Origin of the sequence: Ruminococcus sp. AF17-12 (assembly GCF_003479245.1) — a bacterium.
Taxonomy (GTDB): Bacteria; Bacillota; Clostridia; order Lachnospirales; family Lachnospiraceae; genus Blautia_A; species Blautia_A fusiformis.
Map to the genome: position 1 here is coordinate 21,262 of NZ_QUGY01000020.1, position 20,758 is coordinate 42,019.

At 37.8% G+C, this 20,758-nt stretch carries 22 protein-coding genes; all 22 read right to left on the reverse strand.

Annotated features, from left to right (window positions below):
* Nucleotides 1–255 precede the first annotated feature (255 nt).
* Nucleotides 256–1,512 carry an RNA-guided endonuclease InsQ/TnpB family protein gene (locus tag DWW77_RS16460; RefSeq protein ID WP_015526510.1) on the reverse strand — a complete coding sequence of 419 codons (1,257 nt, stop codon included), beginning with the start codon at nucleotides 1,510–1,512 and terminating at the stop codon, nucleotides 256–258.
* Between the two features lie 17 nt (nucleotides 1,513–1,529).
* A complete protein-coding gene (gene tnpA / locus DWW77_RS16465; RefSeq protein WP_180211310.1) occupies nucleotides 1,530–1,940 on the reverse strand; it encodes an IS200/IS605 family transposase in 411 nt (136 codons plus the stop codon).
* A gap of 221 nt (nucleotides 1,941–2,161) precedes the next feature.
* Complete coding sequence (locus tag DWW77_RS16470; protein ID WP_055057096.1) at nucleotides 2,162–2,734, reverse strand: CDP-alcohol phosphatidyltransferase family protein; 573 nt, start codon at nucleotides 2,732–2,734, stop codon at nucleotides 2,162–2,164.
* Complete coding sequence (locus tag DWW77_RS16475) at nucleotides 2,724–3,788, reverse strand: FUSC family protein (protein WP_118368766.1); 1,065 nt, start codon at nucleotides 3,786–3,788, stop codon at nucleotides 2,724–2,726. Before DWW77_RS16475 ends, DWW77_RS16470 begins: the two co-directional genes overlap by 11 nt.
* A 33-nt stretch (nucleotides 3,789–3,821) precedes the next feature.
* Nucleotides 3,822–4,865, reverse strand: coding sequence for a HAMP domain-containing sensor histidine kinase (locus tag DWW77_RS16480; protein WP_005347239.1), 1,044 nt, complete (start codon nucleotides 4,863–4,865; stop codon nucleotides 3,822–3,824).
* Entirely contained in the window at nucleotides 4,865–5,575 is a 711-nt protein-coding gene (locus DWW77_RS16485) for a response regulator transcription factor (protein WP_059086533.1), read from the reverse strand. The genes DWW77_RS16480 and DWW77_RS16485 overlap by 1 nt, the downstream gene beginning before the upstream one ends.
* Nucleotides 5,554–6,987 carry a phospholipase D family protein gene (locus DWW77_RS16490; RefSeq protein ID WP_118368767.1) on the reverse strand — a complete coding sequence of 478 codons (1,434 nt, stop codon included), beginning with the start codon at nucleotides 6,985–6,987 and terminating at the stop codon, nucleotides 5,554–5,556. The genes DWW77_RS16485 and DWW77_RS16490 overlap by 22 nt, the downstream gene beginning before the upstream one ends.
* Nucleotides 6,988–7,185: 198 nt before the next feature.
* Nucleotides 7,186–8,745: a cardiolipin synthase gene (gene cls / locus DWW77_RS16495; protein ID WP_021650145.1), complete on the reverse strand. Its 1,560-nt coding sequence runs from the start codon at nucleotides 8,743–8,745 to the stop codon at nucleotides 7,186–7,188.
* 35 nt (nucleotides 8,746–8,780) lie between these two features.
* Complete coding sequence (locus DWW77_RS16500; RefSeq protein ID WP_005347231.1) at nucleotides 8,781–9,461, reverse strand: GTP pyrophosphokinase; 681 nt, start codon at nucleotides 9,459–9,461, stop codon at nucleotides 8,781–8,783.
* A 38-nt stretch (nucleotides 9,462–9,499) separates the two neighbouring features.
* Nucleotides 9,500–10,477 carry a choloylglycine hydrolase gene (gene bsh / locus DWW77_RS16505; RefSeq protein ID WP_118368768.1) on the reverse strand — a complete coding sequence of 326 codons (978 nt, stop codon included), beginning with the start codon at nucleotides 10,475–10,477 and terminating at the stop codon, nucleotides 9,500–9,502.
* A 135-nt stretch (nucleotides 10,478–10,612) separates the two neighbouring features.
* On the reverse strand, nucleotides 10,613–11,011 hold the full coding sequence (locus DWW77_RS16510) for a hypothetical protein (protein ID WP_353616955.1): 399 nt from the start codon (nucleotides 11,009–11,011) through the stop codon (nucleotides 10,613–10,615).
* A gap of 13 nt (nucleotides 11,012–11,024) precedes the next feature.
* On the reverse strand, nucleotides 11,025–11,321 hold the full coding sequence (locus DWW77_RS16515; RefSeq protein WP_118368769.1) for a hypothetical protein: 297 nt from the start codon (nucleotides 11,319–11,321) through the stop codon (nucleotides 11,025–11,027).
* A 9-nt stretch (nucleotides 11,322–11,330) separates the two neighbouring features.
* Nucleotides 11,331–11,765 carry a DUF6017 domain-containing protein gene (locus DWW77_RS18410; RefSeq protein WP_243148585.1) on the reverse strand — a complete coding sequence of 145 codons (435 nt, stop codon included), beginning with the start codon at nucleotides 11,763–11,765 and terminating at the stop codon, nucleotides 11,331–11,333.
* 685 nt (nucleotides 11,766–12,450) lie between these two features.
* A complete protein-coding gene (locus DWW77_RS16525; RefSeq protein ID WP_015526519.1) occupies nucleotides 12,451–12,642 on the reverse strand; it encodes a hypothetical protein in 192 nt (63 codons plus the stop codon).
* Between the two features lie 21 nt (nucleotides 12,643–12,663).
* A complete protein-coding gene (locus tag DWW77_RS16530) occupies nucleotides 12,664–13,668 on the reverse strand; it encodes an aldo/keto reductase (RefSeq protein WP_021650152.1) in 1,005 nt (334 codons plus the stop codon).
* A 10-nt stretch (nucleotides 13,669–13,678) separates the two neighbouring features.
* Nucleotides 13,679–14,446, reverse strand: a complete 768-nt coding sequence (locus DWW77_RS16535) for a carboxymuconolactone decarboxylase family protein (RefSeq protein WP_015526521.1) — start codon at nucleotides 14,444–14,446, stop codon at nucleotides 13,679–13,681.
* A 28-nt stretch (nucleotides 14,447–14,474) separates the two neighbouring features.
* The gene (locus DWW77_RS16540; protein WP_118368770.1) at nucleotides 14,475–14,945 is read right to left on the reverse strand and encodes a flavodoxin; all 471 of its coding nucleotides are present in this window, start codon (nucleotides 14,943–14,945) and stop codon (nucleotides 14,475–14,477) included.
* 126 nt (nucleotides 14,946–15,071) lie between these two features.
* Complete coding sequence (locus tag DWW77_RS16545; RefSeq protein WP_021650153.1) at nucleotides 15,072–15,950, reverse strand: LysR family transcriptional regulator; 879 nt, start codon at nucleotides 15,948–15,950, stop codon at nucleotides 15,072–15,074.
* A gap of 28 nt (nucleotides 15,951–15,978) precedes the next feature.
* Nucleotides 15,979–16,404 (reverse strand): GNAT family N-acetyltransferase, encoded by a 426-nt coding sequence (locus tag DWW77_RS16550; RefSeq protein ID WP_055221202.1) that lies wholly within the window; start codon nucleotides 16,402–16,404, stop codon nucleotides 15,979–15,981.
* A gap of 689 nt (nucleotides 16,405–17,093) precedes the next feature.
* Nucleotides 17,094–18,140 carry a Fic family protein gene (locus DWW77_RS16560; protein ID WP_330423101.1) on the reverse strand — a complete coding sequence of 349 codons (1,047 nt, stop codon included), beginning with the start codon at nucleotides 18,138–18,140 and terminating at the stop codon, nucleotides 17,094–17,096.
* 183 nt (nucleotides 18,141–18,323) lie between these two features.
* Nucleotides 18,324–19,715: a site-specific integrase gene (locus tag DWW77_RS16565; RefSeq protein ID WP_182431237.1), complete on the reverse strand. Its 1,392-nt coding sequence runs from the start codon at nucleotides 19,713–19,715 to the stop codon at nucleotides 18,324–18,326.
* 1 nt (nucleotide 19,716) lies between these two features.
* A complete protein-coding gene (locus tag DWW77_RS16570) occupies nucleotides 19,717–20,706 on the reverse strand; it encodes a helix-turn-helix domain-containing protein (RefSeq protein ID WP_118609153.1) in 990 nt (329 codons plus the stop codon).
* Between the last annotated feature and the right edge of the window lie 52 nt (nucleotides 20,707–20,758).

Sequence of the window (20,758 nt, forward strand, 5' to 3'; positions counted from 1 at the left end):
AGCGAATAAATATGGTTGCTCCTACGGACAAGTTTATGCATAGGTTAGAAAATATAAAGATAAAGGAATCGAAGGATTATATGATCGACGAGGTAAGAACAAAGCGATTTCTCAATTATCAGATATTGAGAAGTTGAAAGCTGAAAACCGACTAGTGAACTACTCGGCAACTGAGTTACCAGAGCATCTGAATTAAGGCGGGATACCGCCTTTTCAGGGTGCGTCCATGACACCACTACTGTTTGCTCTTTAGAGCTATACAGCTACTTTTATTATTTCTGGCGTTTTTAGTCCGGTTACGGACAGTTCCTTTTTCTCTCCGGATACGGAGAGATATTTTCTCAGGATGTTATATGCACCTACAGCATCTGCGTTATACTTCCGGTTTCTGTCCCTGTACAGTCCCCTTTGTTTTCGGTTGCATGGCTGTGCATATCTTTTTTCCACCTCTGGTGACAGCGGACTGCACTGGCTGGTATAGCTTTCTTCCTGTCTTACAAAACGGATCCCGTACATCTTAAGCTTATATTCCATCATGCTATAGAGCCTGTTATACGGCAGATTGTGGAACTTCTGGTTTGTTCTGTGTCCCAGGTCTTTTCCTTTCCGGATATTCCGGATATCCCCTGCCACAACACAGGTAATTCCCTGTTCACGGCAGTATTTTGCAAAGTATCTTGTGATCTTGTGCAGATAATCCGTTACCGAGTTCTGCTTTTTCTGATATAATCTGCGAATATGTTTTGATGTGACTGGATGTTTTATTTCCTTCACAGACTGCTGTCCATACCATTGTGCCTGCACCCTTGCAATCTCTTTATGAAAATATCTTTCCAATGCAAGATATCTTCTGCCCAGGATAAATGTATTCCCATTCCCGGAATCATAGCATGTCATAAGATTATGAAGTCCCAGATCAACTGACAGATAGTGTCCATTCTGCGAAAGTTCTTCCCTCTCTGAAATCTCATAAACAACAATAACTTTACATTCACCTTTTTCCGGTGGGTAGATCCGCAACTGTTTGATCTGATCCATGCCCCTGAAAATCTTATTTTCAAGATAAAGAAAGTTCTCATGGATCTGATACGTTTCTTCCATATATCTTTTTAATGCTTTTGGAAGGGACAGACGGACTTTTTCTGTGTCCCATTCATGTACAATTCCCATCTGCATATAGGTAATGGGGATACTTTCCTGTTTAAACCGCGGTGGTCTGGGATTCTCAATCCCTCCGGATCTTTTCAAGGCGTAAAAAGATTTCCATGCTTTATCCAGCAGCTTGCAGACTTCCTGGGCTGTCTGAGATGGAAGCTGTTTATACCACAGATCCTCTCTATGGGATTTTTTCTGATAATACCAGTCCGGGTATTTCTCCATTCCCATTTCTTTGTAATGCTGACGTTCGTAATTACAGACATTCCAGAGCTTGGATGCCGCATAACACATATGTCCGATGACGTTTGCATATTCCTGACTGACCTTTATGGATGTTTTCTTTGACAGCAGCATTTCCCACCTCTATGATCTCAATAAACTTTACTCTGATGCTCAATATATCTGCGGATGTTTTCTTCCGACACAGACCCGACCGTTTCCACATAATAGGAATGGTTCCACAGCTCTCCTTTCCAAAGCTGTTCTCTTATTTCCGGAAAACGTTCGAATAATTTCCTGCCGGTGATCCCTTTCAGATATTTCACGATCGCAGTTATGGATAATTTGGGAGGAGCAGACACAAAACAGTGCACATGGTCTCCTTCCCCGCATTCAAACAAATGGACGGTAAAACCTTTATCCGCTGCGATCTCCTGCACCAGCTCCTGAAGATATGCTTCAATCTCCGCATTCAATATCTTCCGCCAGTATTTCACTGACCATACCATATGGTAATTAATATTGCACACACAAGTGCGGTAATGTATAAGATTCTCCTTCATACATATAGTATAGCATAGTATTAAGAATATCACAATAAAATGCCGAACATATTTTCTTTTTTAATAAAGCTGGATACAGCATTTTTTAGTAAAAAAATAAATATATTTTACTTATAATGTGCAGATATGCACAGTTTACGCTTTCATCTCGGCAATTGAATTACCGAGGATTCCCGCTTATCTTCCTAAATATTTTTCTAGTCATTGTAATATAAAATTGCTTATACAGTCTCTTCCTTAAGAGTCCTGGTATTCTGGATAATATACAGAGCGACCGATATGACCATCATTATAGCGCACAAACCAATCAACAGATCTGATACCATCGGTGTAATGTGGAACCATATAATATGCACCGCTGCAGTTCCATATAATAAAAAGGTTACTATCTTTCCATGCCAGTCTGCACCATGTACTTTTCCTGTCTTTCGTATCACAAGACATCCACTGACTACCATATACAGCTCCTTACCTGCCATTATTACGATTAAAAGAAGCACATGCGGAAAACGAGTAAACAGACAGATTAACATCGCTGCCTGTGTCAGCTTATCAGCCACCGGATCAAGTATTTTTCCTAAATTACTAATCCTATGGAATCTTCTTGCGATATATCCATCAGCAAGATCCGTAAGACCAGACAGCAATAAGATTTCACCAGCTAACAGAGGATTTTTCTTTACACAATAACTCCATATAATTACCGGAATCAGACAAAGCCGAAAAAAAGAAAGAAGATTAGGAACCGTAATAATTCTATTCAAATTTTCTTCCTGATTCACTTCACTCTGCATGTACGGTCATCTCACTTTCCTTTTTTTTAGACATAAACCAATAAAATATAACACAAAATGCTAAAGCAAACACAACACCAAAAACATTTTGAATCACTCTAAGACTAACCGCTCCTTGTAGTCCATAAGTCTCTGCAGCAATGGCTAAAGCACCAAATGTGTTAAATACTGCCTGCCAGCCATATTGTGCTGAAAATCCTACACCGATTCCACCAAGAATTCCTATATATGCATAGATTGACGAAGGAAGCAGAAAATATAATACTGTAAAACATATAACACCTGCAATATTTCCGACAATCCTTTTACGGACTCTGTAGCGCATATCTTCCATAAACGGCAAAATCGCGGACATGGCCGCAATACCAGCCCACATTGCACGTGGCATATTACAAAGTTCTGCAATGCAAAGGACAATCGGTACGCATAAAATCTGACATATCTGCCATTTTGTTCTGGAAGAAGTGATATCAAATTCTTGTATCAGATCTTTCAGATTTCTTTTATAAGTTCTGTTTTTATGATTTCGATAAAATACGAAGCAGGTAAGTGCTGCACCTAAAGCCATTCCGACTAATCGCATCTGATAGCTTTTTCCCGTAACATCATAACCATATAGCAGCAGATACCCAAGAACCAATGTAGATTGATTAAACATGAATGGATTATGGCATCCGAACAGAATTAACACAGCCAGTGCCGCAATATTTAACAGCATTCCCAATACCGGTGAAAACTGATTTGCTAAATGCGGACATACAGTCATAATTACAAAGAACAAAGCCAAAAGCATCGTAGATTGTCCGGTGTGGATCCCCAGATCCGCATTTCTAAACACCATGAGACATAATAAGACTACTACACCTACAATGCTGTTCTCATTTCCAAATAGGATGCTGAAAATACTAACAAAGGAAAAACAAAATGCCAATGTAACAGCTATCTTCACCAGATATACCCACATATGATATAATTTTTCTTTTAGTGTTTCACTCTTTTTCAACAGGTTTTTAGAACCTGCCTGATTTAACTGCAACTCCTGATAAAATGTCATATAAATCCTCCCATCTTCTAATTTATCTTAAAACTATATAATCTCATCTTTCTGCTTTGGCAGCTCTATAACAAATCTGCATCCACCATATTCACGGTTTTCTGCTTTGATTGTTCCTCCGGCACTATCTACAATCCGTTTTACAAGTGCAAGACCTAGGCCATTTCCTTCTGCTTTATGAGATCCATCTACCTGATAGAACTTGTCAAATATTCTGGATTTTACATCATCCTCTATTCCTGGTCCTTCATCTTCCAGAATGAACTTAACAGAATCCTGTTCTTGTTTCAGAAACATCGTAATTGTCCCCTTTGAAGGGCTGAACTTAATCGCATTATCCAAAAGATTTATCCAGATATGCATAAAAAGTCCTTCATTCCCAGTATATTTAACTTCCTCCAATTCTACCTGAAAACCAATTTCTTTTTCTGTCCATTTTGTTTCCAATGAAAGAAATGCCTGGCGAATCTGTTCATCCAGACGATATTCTGTTTTTTTCATTGGTATATTCTGATTCTCTAACTTGGATAACAGCAAAATATTACCAACCAATCCGGAAAGTCTTTGGGTGTTAAATAAGATTTTTTCTACATATTCCTCTTGATCCGGAGATAGTTCTTCTCCCTGAAGCAGCATTGTATATCCTTCAATGGCATTAATCGGGGTCTTAAACTCATGAGAAACATTAGATACAAAATCCATCTGCAGCACCTCTGTTGCACGAAGTTCTTTTGTCATAACGTTAAAACTTTGATAAGATTCTCCAACTTCTGCTATACGGCTGTTCGTTTCCAAATGCTGTTCAAAATCTCCCTGAGAAACTTCCTTCATTGCTTTACTAAGTCTGGTAATTGGTTCCAGTAACTTTGCATTAATAAAGGAAGTGATCAGCCCTGCAATCAATGTATTGAAAATCAAAAGCCAGCCAAGCACAGGTATGCTGCCCGGCAGATTAAAAAAATGATTCAAAAAAGCAAATAATAAAGCAGATATGACTGTTGAAAATACAAGTGCCAGCCAGATTGCACCAGTCAGACAGGATCGGATCCGCAATCCTTTTTCTTTCTTTTGTTCCATTATTTTTTCACCACCTTGTATCCAATTCCACGCATTGTTACGATTTCAAAATCAGGGTTATCTTTAAAACGCTCTCTGATTCTTCCTATATGTACCTCTATCGTATGTGGGTCTGCCTCCGTCTCGTATCCCCATACTTCATCCATCAACTGTTGTTTTGTAAATGTTCTGCCTGGCGAAGCTGCAAGCTTATATAAAAGCAGGAATTCTTTTTTAGGCAAAACAAAACTTTCCTTATCAGTTGTAACCGTCATTGCATCATAATCAAACTCTGTTGAACCGATCACAATTTTGTGTTCATTCAGTATCTGTGCACGGCGAAGCAGTGCTACGACTCTTAAAACCATTTCATTCACATTTACCGGTTTTACCATATAATCGTCACTTCCCGAAAGAAATCCCTGGCGCATATCATCAAAGGAACCTTTCGCAGTGATCATAAGCACTGGTATCTGATATCCTGCTGAACGAAGTTCTGACACCAGTTCATAGCCATCCATAACCGGCATCATAATATCAGAAATGATCAGATCAATATATTCCTTATCCAATACTTCTAATGCCTGTGCTCCATCCGATGCACTTTTGACTTGATATCCATTCTTCTCAAGCACTTTTTGGAATAGCTGGCTTAATTCTTTATCATCTTCTACAATCAATATTTGAAACACGTTTTCCTTCCTCCTTATTAAAACAGATACCTTGCCCATCCAAGCAGATGCTGTACCAAAAATATTTTTCTCTGACGTTTCTTTGTTAATTCGATTGGCTCTACATGATATGGATCATTATAAGTTCCGCCTTCTAATATCTGGCGGGACACTTTTTCATATTCCATCATGCCCTCTTCCAACTGTTTATTAATATCTTTACTGCGAATTACAAGCATCAGTTCCGTATCCAGATATGCACTTCTCATGTCCATATTAAAGGAACCGATTACAGACAGATCATCGTCAATCAGAATACTTTTTCCGTGGTATGAATAACCGCCTTCATATTCCCAGATATTAATTCCTGTACTTAAGATTCTATTTCTGTTTTTCGCATAATCGGCAGCCCCAAATGGATTCCCATTATTCGCAACTGAATTTGTCATGATAGAAAAATCTGAAACGTTCTCTGCAATCTCCTCCCATGTATTATACATCATATCATTACAGATAATATATGGCGTGTGGATCTTCACACGATTTTTTGCATTTTTCATCAATTCTCCCAACTGATACCACACTACTGGTTCTTTGGAACCTGTGTGAATAGGATTTGACACTAATGCAATCTTTTCTGTCTCAAAAGTTTCGTCCGTGTAATCGGTATCGCAGATTCTTTCCTTATTCTCTTCAAAATATTTCTGATAGCCGTTCTGCAGCTCTAAAACTGCGTTCTTTACAGATTTTCTATTTGCCAGTTTTTTATTGTCATGAAAATAACCACTGTCTTCTTGTTCCCATATCGTTTCAAAATACTCTAACAACTGGTTAACTGAATTTTCTTTCTCAGGTTCATCGCAAACCACTAACACATCTCTGTCATAGTTCTTATGTCCCAGAAAATCACCCAGGAAATAATTGTATGTATTTCTTCCACCAAGAATATATGTCTTACCATCTGCAATCAAATATTTATCATGCATTCTCCCCATCATCTTCCATGGTTTCAACGGATTGGCCTTATTATACAGTTTAATTTCAACATTCTCATGGGAAGATAATCCATAGAAATACGGATTTCCTTCCATATCAATCCAGCTCTCCATTCCATCTACTAACAGACGAATATGTACACCTCTGTCTGCCGCATCATGCAGTGCTCCTAAAATCAATTTTCCACTTTCATCGGATTGAAATGCAAAAGTAGAAAGAATAATTTCCTTTTTTGCATTCTTGATCAAACGCACTCTTTGTAAAAGTGCTTCTGGATTCTTTTCTATGATTACTGCCCGTTCTGTATTTTCACTGCATTCGTTCCATGACCCATTTTTTGTTTCTTTTTTGGTTGTATTGGACACTTCCGGCTGTTTTTTATATGCAACGCAGATTCCGAGCAATTCATAAAAAGCCACACATAAAAAAATTGCCAGTATAACAAGAAGGATTTTACATATTTTATGCTTTTTCATTGTACATCACCTGATTCCTTTTTATTTCATACTTATACAATACAAAGTCAATCTCAATTTAACCTCAACAAGGTTTGTTTTTTTCATCCATACAAAATCTTCTTTGTACAACAGACTGTTAGATATAGCAAAAACGGCCTTTCAAAAACAGTTAACTTCTAAATCAACTGTTTTTTGAAAGGTCGTTTCATCAGATTCTTATAGCAATCCAGCAAATAATCTCATAAATAATTGTCCCAGTCGCAAATATGCACTTCGTCCGGTTTGATATTGGTCTGTCACATCACGACATTCTCCCAGCGTTCTTATCAGATCATTTTTTATTTCCACAACTGCCTGACAATCTGCCATAAAACAGCCGTTTTCAAAATGGTGATATAAACTTCGATAATCCAAATTAATTGTTCCACAAGTTGCCATACAGTCATCTGCCACACTCATTTTTGCATGACAGAAACCAGGAGTCCACTCATAAACACGAACACCATGTTTAACTAATCCATGATAAAAAGAACGAGTTATATTATAAATGAATTTTTTATCAGGGATACCAGGTGTGATAATTCTTACGTCTACCCCTCGCTTAGCAGCCAGACATAACGCATGCGTCATTTCATCTGTTATGATTAGATATGGAGTCATAAACCAACAATATTTTTCAGCTTTATTTATCATACTGATATAAACTTCTTCTCCTACTTGCTCATTATCCATAGGGCTGTCTGCATAAGGTTGAACAAACCCAGTTTGCTGTGCCGCATAATCATAGTGGAAAAGGTATTTACTAAAATCAGAATCATTAGCATCCTTATCACTTACTGCATTCCACATTTCCAAAAATGTCACCGTAAGCGACTGAACAGCATCTCCTTCTAAACGAATACCTGTATCTTTCCACTGTCCATACGGGTGTGTGTAATTAAAATATTCGTTTGCTAGATTATATCCACCTGTAAATCCGACTTTTCCATCAATAACTGTTATTTTTCTATGATCACGATTGTTCAAAAACAGATTTAAACCTGGCACAAACGGATTGAATACACGGCAATGAATTCCTATTGCCTCCATCTTTTTCACAAAATCTGTGTTAATAAAGCCTATAGAACCCATATCATCGTAGAATACTCTAACTTCCACACCTGCTTTTACTCGCTCTTCCAGAACATCTTGAATCTTATGCCATGCTTCAGCGTCTTCTATCGCATGATATTCCATAAAGATAAACTTCTGTGCTTTCTCCAAATCCTTAAGCTGTGCCTCTAATCCTTTCACTGCTTCATCAAAATACACAATATCCGTATTCTGATAGATTGGATACTGCGAATTTCTTTGTATGTAACTTGCTATATTTCCTGCTTTCGGAATTGTTTCTTTTATTTTGCTCAAACACTCCTGACCGTCCGGAAGCATTGGTAACAATTTGCTATCAATTTCTGCATATCGCTCACGCATTTTATGTGTGCCACCATTCAAACCAATCAACAAATACAGGCCTACACCCATAATTGGGAAAATTAGAATTAAGATGACCCAAGGCATTTTCATAGAGGATGTCTTATTTGATGCGTACAATCCCAAAACCAAGATCCCACTCAAAATCCTTGTAAATAAATTTATGATTTCTGCATATTCATTCAAGCGTGTTACGATAGTAATAATAAAAATCACTTCCAGAAGAATGCAGATTATAGAAAAACACAGTCGTTTTACCCCATTTTTTGTTTTTGCTTTGCCCTCTAAAGTATCTTGTTTCATATATATTCCACCTTCCTACTTGCTCAGTTTTCTCCCTAAATTTCGTGGAACATACCAATTTTGTCTTTTATTCTCTGCATTTCATTATCTGCTTCAATGATAGCTCTTGCAGAATGAAGTAATTCTTCACTTATCTCATCATAGCCAGGCATTTCTTCAATTCCTTTTTTATAGCGAAGTTGATGTTCCAATGTTGCCCAGAAATCCATACCATTGGTTCGAATCTGTAATTCTACACGCATAGGTGTTTTACCCTTAGCAAAAAATACTGGTATTTCGACAATCATATGATAGCTTCGATAACCATTCGATTTTGGATTTTTTATATAATCTTTTATTTCAATAACTTTAATATCATCCTGTTGGGTAATCAAATCTGATATCATATAAATATCGTCAATAAACGCACAAACTATTCGAACGCCTGCTACATCATTGAGATATGTCTGTATATTTTCTGTTGTAAATTCATATCCCATCTTCTGCAGTTTATCGTAAATACTATTGGGCTTCTTAATTCTTGTTTTTATAAAAGAAATAGGATTTCGATTGTTCTCAACTGAAAATTCATCATCCAAAACCTCAAGTTTAGTTTGTATCTCCCGAATAGCACAACGATACATCATCATTAAATTATAAAATTTTGTAGCATTATTTAAAAACTGTAGTGATTCCGGACTGTTCATCCTGAGTTTTTTTACTTCATCTTTTGTCATGGAACTTTCCTTTCTACCTCATCCCTGATTTCAAAACATTATTTATTTTGATAGTTGATTCGTTCTCCTTGAATTACTGGATAACAAATCATTTTATCACTATCCAGATTTTCTACATGCATATCTACTGCACTGATCTGATGGTTTTCATAAGTATTGTAATAATAAATACCTTTTGTAACATTACAACACGACGTATACAATGTGATTTCATATTTTCCATCCGCTACTTCGCAACATCCTCGTTGCTGATCCACAGATCCGAGAATGTGGAAGAATTGGCTAACGCTTTCTTCCTCTGATTCACCTGAAATTGCATTTACCTTTGTAAAAGCTACACGTACAAAGCGTGAGGCAGATGAGAGATCTCCCGGAAGACCTACTCCTCCCATACCTCTACTATATGCATCAAGAGCCAAATTTTCGCAGAAAGTATTTCTGGGCTGTTTAGGAGATAAATGCATATAATTATTTAGTTGAAACATCTGCTGTGGAAATGGCGGATTATTCGTAAGCACTCCTACTGGATTATCATAAATATGCAAACCATCTGACATAGATTCTACCGTAATTGACTCATTCTCATCAGAAATGATCCAGTGTAATTGTGCTAATGGCAATTGCTCGCTGAAAGGAGTATTAACAATATTAATTCGTTCAAGAAGCTCGCGAACTTCAACTAAAGAAGAACACTGACTTAAAATCCACGGAATAAATTCAAACTGTGCAATATTTTCCACATCTGGCTTAATCGCGGAATAAACAGCATTTCCGACAAAATTCAGTCCTGCCATTGCCACTCCTTTTTCATTCATAGCATCATAATACAAAGGATAATCCTCTGCAACATGAGCCATTCCAATAATTGCATAATGATTTTTCATATCGTCAACATGGCGAAAATTAAACGCATAATTACGTGGTGTAATTACTATCTGATCACCATAAGAGAATTCATAATCGAGGGTTCGTCCAAAGTAAAAATCTTTTGTTTTATAAGTTGCTGCTGTACACATGATCGTTTATCCTCCTAAATAGATTGAAATATGTCAATGAGTTTTTTTCTTGAACAATAGTATAGCACAATTCTTTTATTTTGTTCCAACTTCATACATGATCATAACATGTAGACTTTAAACTATTTTCCTAGATTATTTCTCCATCAGTTTTTCAAACCAGGTATCCATAGCTAGGATGAATTGACCTACGTCTGGCAATTCTTGCAGCATTTCGTTTAGGGTTTTGTGCTTCACATATTTCTGCACATACACCCAACAGGCAACGCTACTGGCTTCTGATACAATGTCAGCTATGGTTTTGCGCATAAGCTCTTCAAATTCAGCAATTTCTTCTTTTGGGACAACATCATACAGTGTTGGTGCCTGATGACTTAATTTTACGCCATTTTCATTTGCATCTTTAAGCAGATTCTTAACTTTTTCTCTTGAATCCTCCGGTACTTTTATGTACTCCCACATAAATGCTACCACATCGGACGGTGTGTCTTTTTTAAGTGGTGGTAACTGAATATAATCATTGTTTTCGCTCATTTTCATATCCTCCTCACGATATAATAAAATCAATAATACGTTCTCTTGTCATGTCCAGTACAGTATCTACGAACACTCCTGCAAACAGGATCAGATACAGAATAACACTCAGCGCAAACAGGAATACAACCTGTACCCAGTCATGGTAACAGTATGCAGTTGCTATAATCAACAAAGTGAATATAAAACCAAGGATTCCCCTTACAACCGCATAAGTCTGTACTGTCATCTTCACTACCAGGCCGATCACAAAAAGGATCAGCCATACCGGCAGTAATAATATCTTTCCAGCAAGTTTTAAAATAAACATGTGCACCTCCTATCTTACCAGTCCTGGCATATCATGGTTCACCTCTGTCTGATAATACCCGTTCATCGTTGACGGTGCATTAAACAGGGCTGCTAATAAATATTTCTTGATGTTCTTCACCTTTGTGGTGTTACCACTCATACAGTGTAAGACATACTCGATATGTGAATAGGTCAGCATCAGAAATTTTTTCTTCACCAGTGATGCCGGATACCAGTTGCTGGCAATCAAGATCTTGTCATTTTTACACATCACAGTCTCTACGATCAGGTTCACGATTTCATCTACCTGTCGCATATCGTCATGATGGGTTACCTCCAGTGATTCATAATCAACAGTCTCTTTGACCAGTTTTTCATAAGCCTGATATTCCTCAGTGGAATTATCGCCATCGGATCGATTCTCATCTGCAGATACGATTTGATTAGATTTATTATCATTCATTTCAGTATCACTAAGATTAGTATTATTAGGGTTTGAAATGTAAACTTCTTGAAGTTTGTTTTCGGGACTTCTAGAAGTTTGATTTTAGGACTTCATGAAGTTTGAAATGTAAACTTCTGTAGATTCCTCATTTTCCACAGAAGTTTGTTTTCTAAACTTCTTTAATTCCTCTTCAAATTTTTTCTTATCTGTTTTCTCAGGCATAAAGGTTTTCACGTAGATAACGTTCACCTTTCCAAATCCCTGTCTGCGTTTCTCAATCAGACCAATTCCTGTTTCGTCATCCAGTTCTCTGACATTTCTTTGTCCTCTTTTCTTTGAATTATGAAAGAAAAATTATCCCTTCATATAACGAAACGCTCAGAGCCTGTTTTACAGTGGTCAAAAGCAAATTTTTTTACTTTTTTTCTTACGAGTTTTCTTGCGAGTTTTTTTAAATGCCACTCGTAAGAAACTCGTAACATTAGATTTCTGCATTTTCTTGAAATTAAGTAAAAGAAAAAGAGCATATGGAATTGAATCCATACACTCTATGATTACTGAAACTTTATTTCATTTTTAATTCAACAAACTGGAAGTTGACTATCAACTGATAATCAAAAATATCATTCCTAAAATTGCAAATCCTTCACAGATCGCAATTATCTAAAATCTGTCGAGCTCTTCGTATAGAAAAACAGTAATTTCATTCTTTCGAAATTTTTAATTCTACGTCTCCGTTACTCAGCAATTCTACAACCTCACGCTCTGGCATATTCATTTTTCCCAGTCTTACCTCTTGTTTATCATCGTTCACGGAATCCTTGTTAGAACTACCACATGCAACCAGACAGGCTGTGAGGATAATTTCCAGAATAACTGATAAATATTTCTTCATATGGCTACACCTAGTTCTTTATTATTTCTTTTCATCAAGCAAAATAACACCTTGTGCCGGATTTTTATCAATTGCACCAACTATCTCATGTGGAACATATGGCTCTTCAAGATATGCAAGGTCTTCGGCAGTTAATTTAATGTCAAATGCTCCGGCTGAATCATCCAGATACTGCGTTTTGGTTGCCCCAATAATAGGCGATAGAATTCCCTTTGCCCACTGCCATGCAATGGCTATCTGGGACATTTTGCAGTTATACTTTTCGGCAAGCTCCGCTACACGTTTAACTATCTGCATGTCTTCCGCTTCAGTCTTATCATATTTTCCCATGGCAACCCTATCCGTGGTTCCACGAAGAGACTCTGATTTCCACTGTGGTCTTGCCAGATGTCCGGCTGCAAGAGGGCTATACGGCATTAACGAAACTTTCATTTGCTTACAAATTGGTAGCAATTCTCTCTCATCCTCTCTGTAAAGCAAATTATAATGATTCTCCATCGCAGAAAATGGTGTCCATCCATTGTCTCTTGCGGCTAACTGCATATTATAAAACTGATATCCATACATGGCAGATGCACCAAGTGCCCTGACCTTTCCTGCTTTTACCAGATCGTGCAGTGCCTCCATAGTTTCTTCAATTGGTGTATCATAGTCAAATCTATGGATGATATATAAATCAAGATAGTCGGTTCCAAGACGTGACAGAGTTCCATCTATTTCCCTCATGATTGCCTGTCTTGATAAACGACCTTCATTAAAATATACCTTGGATGCAATCACAACCTGATTTCTCGCTACATTTTTCTTCAATGCTTTACCTAAATATTCCTCACTTGTTCCTGCTGAATATCCATTTGCTGTATCAAAAAAATTATATCCCAAATCAAGTGCATGCTTGATAACATTCTCACTTTCAGCTTCATCCAACGTCCAGTCATGCATGGTTCCAGCTTTCCCAAAACTCATGCAGCCCACACATAATTTTGACACTTCTATATCTGTATTTCCGAGTTTACCGTATTCCATAGTGCTCTCCTTATCTTAATCCAGCGTACTCTTTCTCCGATACCGCCTCACACCACTCATTGGAACAATCCACTCCCGGCACCTCAATTGCCAGATGGGAAAACCATTCATCCGGAGCGGCCCCATGCCAGTGCTTTACATCTACCGGAATGTTAATACAGTCACCCGGTTTCATTTCTACCGCATCCCTGCCTTCTTCCTGATAAAACCCTCGGCCGGCTACACATACTAAGATCTGCCCGCCACCGCTTTTTGCATGATGAATATGCCAATTATTCCTGCATCCGGGTTCAAATGTCACGTTGAAAATGCCAACCTGAGAAGTGGAAATCGGTGCAAGAAAACTTCTGCCAGAAAAATACTGTGCAAAGCCATCATTTGGTGCACCAATTGGAAATACCATCTCTTTTGCATGCGCCCGCATTGCTTCCTCTTCGTATGGTAAATCTCCTTCACCTGCCTCCCACACTTCCTTTGCAAGATTGAAAACAGCCCATGCTTTTGGCCATCCTGCATAAAATGCGACATGTGTGATTACTGCGGCAATCTCTTTTTGTGTTACACCATGATTTTTTGCATTTTGAAGATGATATTTTAAAGAAGAATCTGTAATTCCGGAAGCCATCAGAGCAACCACTGTGATGATACTTCTTGTTTTTACGTCGATGTCCTGGTTATTCCAGTTTTCGCCGAAAAGTACATCATCGTTAAAATGTGCAAATTCCGGTGCGAATTCACCAAGTGTATTTCTTCCTGCTGTCTGTACTATTTTTCCCATTTTCTGTATACCTCCATAGCACTGTTATTTATAAAGATTTTACCCACTCACTGATTTCCTGTTTTGTTCCACGGTTTAACAGGTTGCCTTCTGTGATAACCGCATCCGGTGCAGATGGCTGTAATTCCTTTACAGTATTACCGAATCCACTTCCACCGGATGTTGCAAAGAGCACAATCTTTTTGCCACTGAAATCATAGGCTTCCAAAAATGTATTGACAATTGTCGGAGCTACATACCACCAGATTGGGAATCCCAGAAGGATCTCATCATAAGAACTCATATCCATCTTTTTCTTCATAATCTCCGGCCTGTATTTCTTATCACTCATTTCCACACTGCTGCGGGATTTTTTATTCATCCAGTCAAGATCAGCCTTTGTATATGGAACTTTTGGCTCAATCTCAAATAAATCCGCTTTTGCTTCCTCTGCAATCATTTCTGCTACTTTTTTTGTTGTCCCGCTTGCACTGAAAAATGCGACTAAATTTTTACTCATAATAAAAATCCCCTTTCTTTGCGAATTTTTCGTATAAAAATAGATGTATAAGATTTGAATTTCTCTTATACATCTATTTTATACCTGATATTTTTATTATGTCTAATGCTTATATTGAATTCCATTCTATGCCTGAAAAGCATTTATTTCTTCTATCATTTTACTGACCGCCAGAGAATATGGAATGTTTCGTCTCCAGGCAATCACAGTACTTGTTGTGATTTCAGGAGAAATTCTTCGCTGTACAAGAATATCCTCCCGCCAATACTTTGCAGCACCTTCGATGGATACCGGATAGCCCAGTCCATTTGCTGCCATAACTCCGGCATTCGTTCCAAGATTACTTGTAAAAGCAATCTGCAGTTTCGAAAAGTCTTTTCCAAACCAATTGGCAAGTTCACTTTGAACATTTACTCTTTCCGGCAGGATCAATGGTTTTCCAATAAGATCTTCTTTTCTTATAAACTCTTTTTCTGCCAGCGGATCATCCGGCCGCATTCCAACACACCAGTGATCGCAATCTGTGATCCGGATATAATCCAGCCCTTCGGTGTCCACCGGCTCCATGAATAATGCAATATCTACAAGTCCTTTGTTCATCATCTCATACACTGCATCTGCTGTTGCAGTATGCAATACAATCTGAACCAGCGGGTATTTTTCTTTATATGTTTTACATATCTCCGCCAATGTCTCCACCGCTGCAAATTCACCGCATCCAATGGTTATATTTCCCTCTACAACATCTTCTTTTCCTTTCAGTTCCTCAAGTGTTTTTTCCTCAAGATTAAGGATCTCCAGGGCACGCCTTTTTAATAAAATCCCCTCTTCAGTAAGCGAAATTTTCTTCCCGCTTCGAATAAATAATGTTACTCCAAGCTCCTCTTCAAATGCCGCCATTTGTCTGGATAGCGTTGGCTGGGTAATATGCAATTGTTCTGCTGCTTTTGTAAAGCTCTGTTCTTTTGCCACCGTCAGAAAATAGCGCAATAGTCTTAATTCCATATTTTTTTATTCCCACAACTTCCGATTTCTATTTTTGTTTCCATAGCATAGTGTACTCTTTTTCACCAGTATCTTCATCCAAACCTTCACATTGAATAATAAACCCTTCTCTTTGGTAAAAAGAAATTGCTCTGGCATTCTTCTGATATACATTTAATCGTAAGCTGACTTTTTTATCCTTAATATAATCCAATAAAAGCTTACCTATGCCACATGACTGCATTTCATCAGAGACAAAAATACCTTCGATATATTCATCATTTAGTCCTACAAATCCTTGTATCATTTTATCTGCTTCAAACACATAAACTTCGGATTGTGACAGCATTTCTTTCACTAATTCATAATTACTTTTCCAGTATTGATTGGAAATAAAATAATGTGCTTTCAGATTTGTCTTTAACCATATGTCAGCAACTCTATCGATATCTCCGTTCAGCAACTTTCTAATCATAACAAATATTCTCCACAACTACATCCTTTATGCTTTTCTCTTTTATCCATTCTATCACAAGCTCACCATTAATCATCAATTTTTGGATATTTTTTCTTTTCCCCTACTGCAAAACAGCATCTGAGCGTTTCGTTATATAGAGTGGTACAAATACAGAGCAAAACTAAAATGTTAGCCGGAAATTGATCATTTTGAATGGAATTTTGTGTCACGAACGTGATTAGAAAAAAACAAAAGCGTTCGTTGTCGGCTAATCCAGCTAACATTTTCGAACGCTTTGAAGCACGTCCATAAGAGGATTTGAACCTCCGACCCCTCGCTTAGGAGAGCTCCAACCTATTGTCACTCTCTGTCAATCTGAGGTAAGGTAAACCCAAGTGGGACACTATATAAAACTGTTTCCGATTCAATTCGAGTTATTCTGAATACCCCCTCTGTCAAGCTCTGTAAAGCTCTGAAAGTTAGCTGATTGTTTGCTCCAGCTAATAATCGGGGAATGCCTTGATATTACCATCGACATCTGTTATATGACCACCATGCTTCGTACGTTCGATCATGGTAAACAGTATTCAATTAAACTTTCCTATCATAAGTACAAGATATTTTCTTGTCTATAAATAATATAACGCATACGAGACGGTTTGTCCATGCGTTTTTGACTGGCAAATTTATAAGCTGTTTTCATATTTTTAAACACGGACATAACCAGTAGATGGACCTGCGCCAACTTTTGCGATATACCCACTCTTAACCAGATTCGTCAAAGTCCTTTCCACGGTAATTTTGCTTATATCAGGACAAAGCTCCATGATTTCTTTCTTTGTAATTTTACCAACCTTGTTATCAATAACCGCTTTAATTCTATCAGGCTTAGATAGACTCCGATGCTTCAAATGCTCTACACGGCTTTCGAATTCATTGTATGCTTTCAGCATGATACCCAGATAATATTTAACAAAAGGCTCATAGCTGTTTTCGCACTCATGCCAGCCAGTAGAACTTGCTTGAAGGGCTTCATAATATGTTTCTTTTGTCTTTTCAATCAGCATTTCCATACTGACATATTTTCCAACGATGTATCCCGCCTTATAAAAAAGCAGTAAAGTGAGCAAACGGCTCATCCTACCATTTCCGTCATTGAAAGGATGGATGCACAGGAAGTCCAGAATGAACATGGGAATCAAAACCAGTTTATCAATGCGGTCAGCTTCCCATGCTTCAAGGAAGCGTGCGCAAAGTTCTTCCATCGCTTCAGCAGTCTGAAAAGCGGGAACTGGAATAAAACGTGCCTTCTGATGACCCTCGGCATCTGTTTCTGCAATTACATTATCGGAATTCTTATAACTTCCACCAGCAGATCCCTGTGAATAGGAGTACAGATCTCGATGTAACTGCAAAATAATGTTCGGTCTTGGATTAATATATTCATAGCCTTCGTGAATTGTGGAAAGTACCTCACGATAACCAGCAATTTCCTGCTCAGATCGGTTGCGAGGTTCTGCTTTTTGACTTACCAATTCTTCCAAACGCTTATCGCTTGTAAATATACCTTCAATTCGGTTGGATGCTCCCGTACTCTGAATCAATGCAACTTCTAGGAGTGTTTTCAATTCATCTACATTGGCTTCGAGAAATAATTCCTGTTTGCCTTTATGTTCATGGATGCTGCTAACCATCTGAACAATTTCAGGTGTTAACAACTTTGCAGGACTTACAATAAAATCAAAGTTTCTCATAGGAACCTCCTTCATTTCAGATTTATCTCCATCATTCTATCATCAAATGATGGAGATTTCAATAGATTTGATGGAGATAGAATATCCATATGCACAATAAATATCCTCATTTCATCCATATATTATATCGTTTTACGAATTGTTTTTTTCACTAAAATTACACTATTTTTTCACTATTTTTCATTACTTCATCGTCTTTGCCAGTGAATTGAGCAACGCCCGCATCTCTGGATTAGCCAATACTTTTGCCAGAAATTCCGGATCGATTTCATCAGCAGCAGTTGCATTATTATTTTCCTGCTGTACATGCATCTGTGGATCCAGATTCTTTTTCTCATAAAATGCTTCTTCAAAAAGCTCTGCATTTTTTCTTCTGTCATCATCCAGAATATGAGAGTACACATCCGTAACCATATTGACCTGAGCATGACCGGAATCCCCCTGTACCGCCTTGATGTCTCCACCATTCAGTTTCAGCTTATAAGTAACGCTGCTATGACGAAAGCTGTGAAATACAACCGGTGGGAGATTATAGTCCTCGATCAGTTTCTTTAAAGGACCACGGATTGCTCCATCTCCGAGAGGAAGACCAAAGGTACTTGCCATAACCAGGTTATAGTCCATATATTCATCACCAAGGATTTCTTTCATTTCATCCTGTTCCGCTTTCCAGTCTACCAACATATTAGCGACACTCTTTGGTAAGAATATCTTACGCACACTGCTTTCTGTCTTTGGTGTTTTCAGAATACGGACCGTAGAATTCTTCTTATGATTTGTCGGGAATACCAGCAACACATCTTTTCCATCCAGTGCGTTCAAAGATTCTTTTCTTATACGCTGTGATTCTTTATTGATGAAGACATATGCGCGATTTTCTTCAATTGCCTCAGGAGAGATATCTACACAATCCCAGGTAAGACCAAGCAGCTCACCAAGTCGTAAGGAACATGAAAAAGATAGATTAATTGCGAGTTTTAATCGCTCATCTTCACAGACACTGAGAGCATACATCAATGTATCCGCTGCCCAGATATCTCTTTTTTGGGATTTATGTTTTGGTACAGTCGCATGAATACAGGGATTCTTCTCCATCAGTTCCCATTTCACTGCCTGTTCAAAACAGTTTCTAAGCAGCTTGTTAACATCCCTGACCGTACTGGACGATACAAATTCATTTCGACTGGTTTTATTCAATGGATTGATAACGGCACGCCTCTTCAAAAGACTCTGATAATATCTTTCGATGAATCTGGTATTGATCTCTGAGAGTTTCGTATCACCAATGATTGGAAGAATATAGTTATTGATAAGAGAGACATTTCCTTCATATGTAGAAAGCGCCCAGTTTTCTTTGCCATAAAGTGCAACATATTCTGTAATAAGCTCGTCCAGTGTTTTGCATTTACGGACGACAAATGATCCCATCTCTTTTTTATATTCAATTTCTTTTTTTCTTCTCTTTGCTTCGGCTTTCGTTTCATAGGTTTCCCACTTCTGTTTCCTCTCACCTTTTTCATTCGTATAAGAATAGATTACATTGAATTTTCCGTTTCGTTCTCTTATAGATGCCATATTATTGCATGCTCCTTTCCAATTCTCTTTGTTCCATCCAGTCCTCAAATTCATCCCGAAGGATCCTAACTCGACTGCCAACTTTTATTACTGTGAACTTTCCTTTATCCGCCCATTTGTTGATCATGCTTCTGCTGACCTTTGCCAGATAGGAAGCTTCATCAAAAGTAAGATACTTTATATTTCCATTGCTTCCTCGTATTCCGGTCTGTGATAATTTCTTCCGCCGGAAATTAGCCAGGGCAATATTCTGTTCCTGTGCAAGTTCTTCATAATCATTCGATGGATCCAGCTTATACCGGTCCTGACCTTCCAGGAATTTTTGAAAACTCTCTTTTGTGATCCTTTTCTTTTCTGCAATCACAATGAATTCAAAAAAATGACTATACTTTGGATTATCAAGAATTGTATATACTGCACTTCTGGTTGTTCCAAGCAGCTGTGCCATCTCAGGCATCGTAATAGTTGCCTCTTCCAGAAGAGCGTCTTTTTCTCTGTCTTCCTTTGTTCGATACCGGGACTGGCTTTTATACCAGTTCTGAAAAGATTCTTTTGGTATTCGTTTCCAGTAATCGACAATAACCGTTTCCATTTGATTTTTCTTGAGTAATTCATAAACAAGATACTCATCAACACCCAACAGATCCGCAACTTCCTTAACCGAATAGGACCAGGATTTTAATTCTTTCCCTGGTTCTTCTCCGGTAACTTTATGATATTTAATCTGATTGGCGTACCATTTTTCAAAGCTGGCAATATTGATTCGTATCTTTCCGGCAATCTCTTTTGATTCAAAAACATTTTTATGCACCAGCCAGTATCGATCTGTCTTTTTTAATCCCAGCAGCTTTCCCATTTCCGGCACTGTCATCCAGGTCCTCTTTTGTGTTGGACGCCGTTTGTAGGGACTTTCTTCTGAAATCTTCGAAATGATTTCCTCAATATCGTCCATTTCCGGAATTTCTTTTTGTTTCATAATTGCTGTTTCCATTTATTCTTCACTTCCTGTCTTTTTAGTGTTAGTGTTTTTTCTTATATCATAT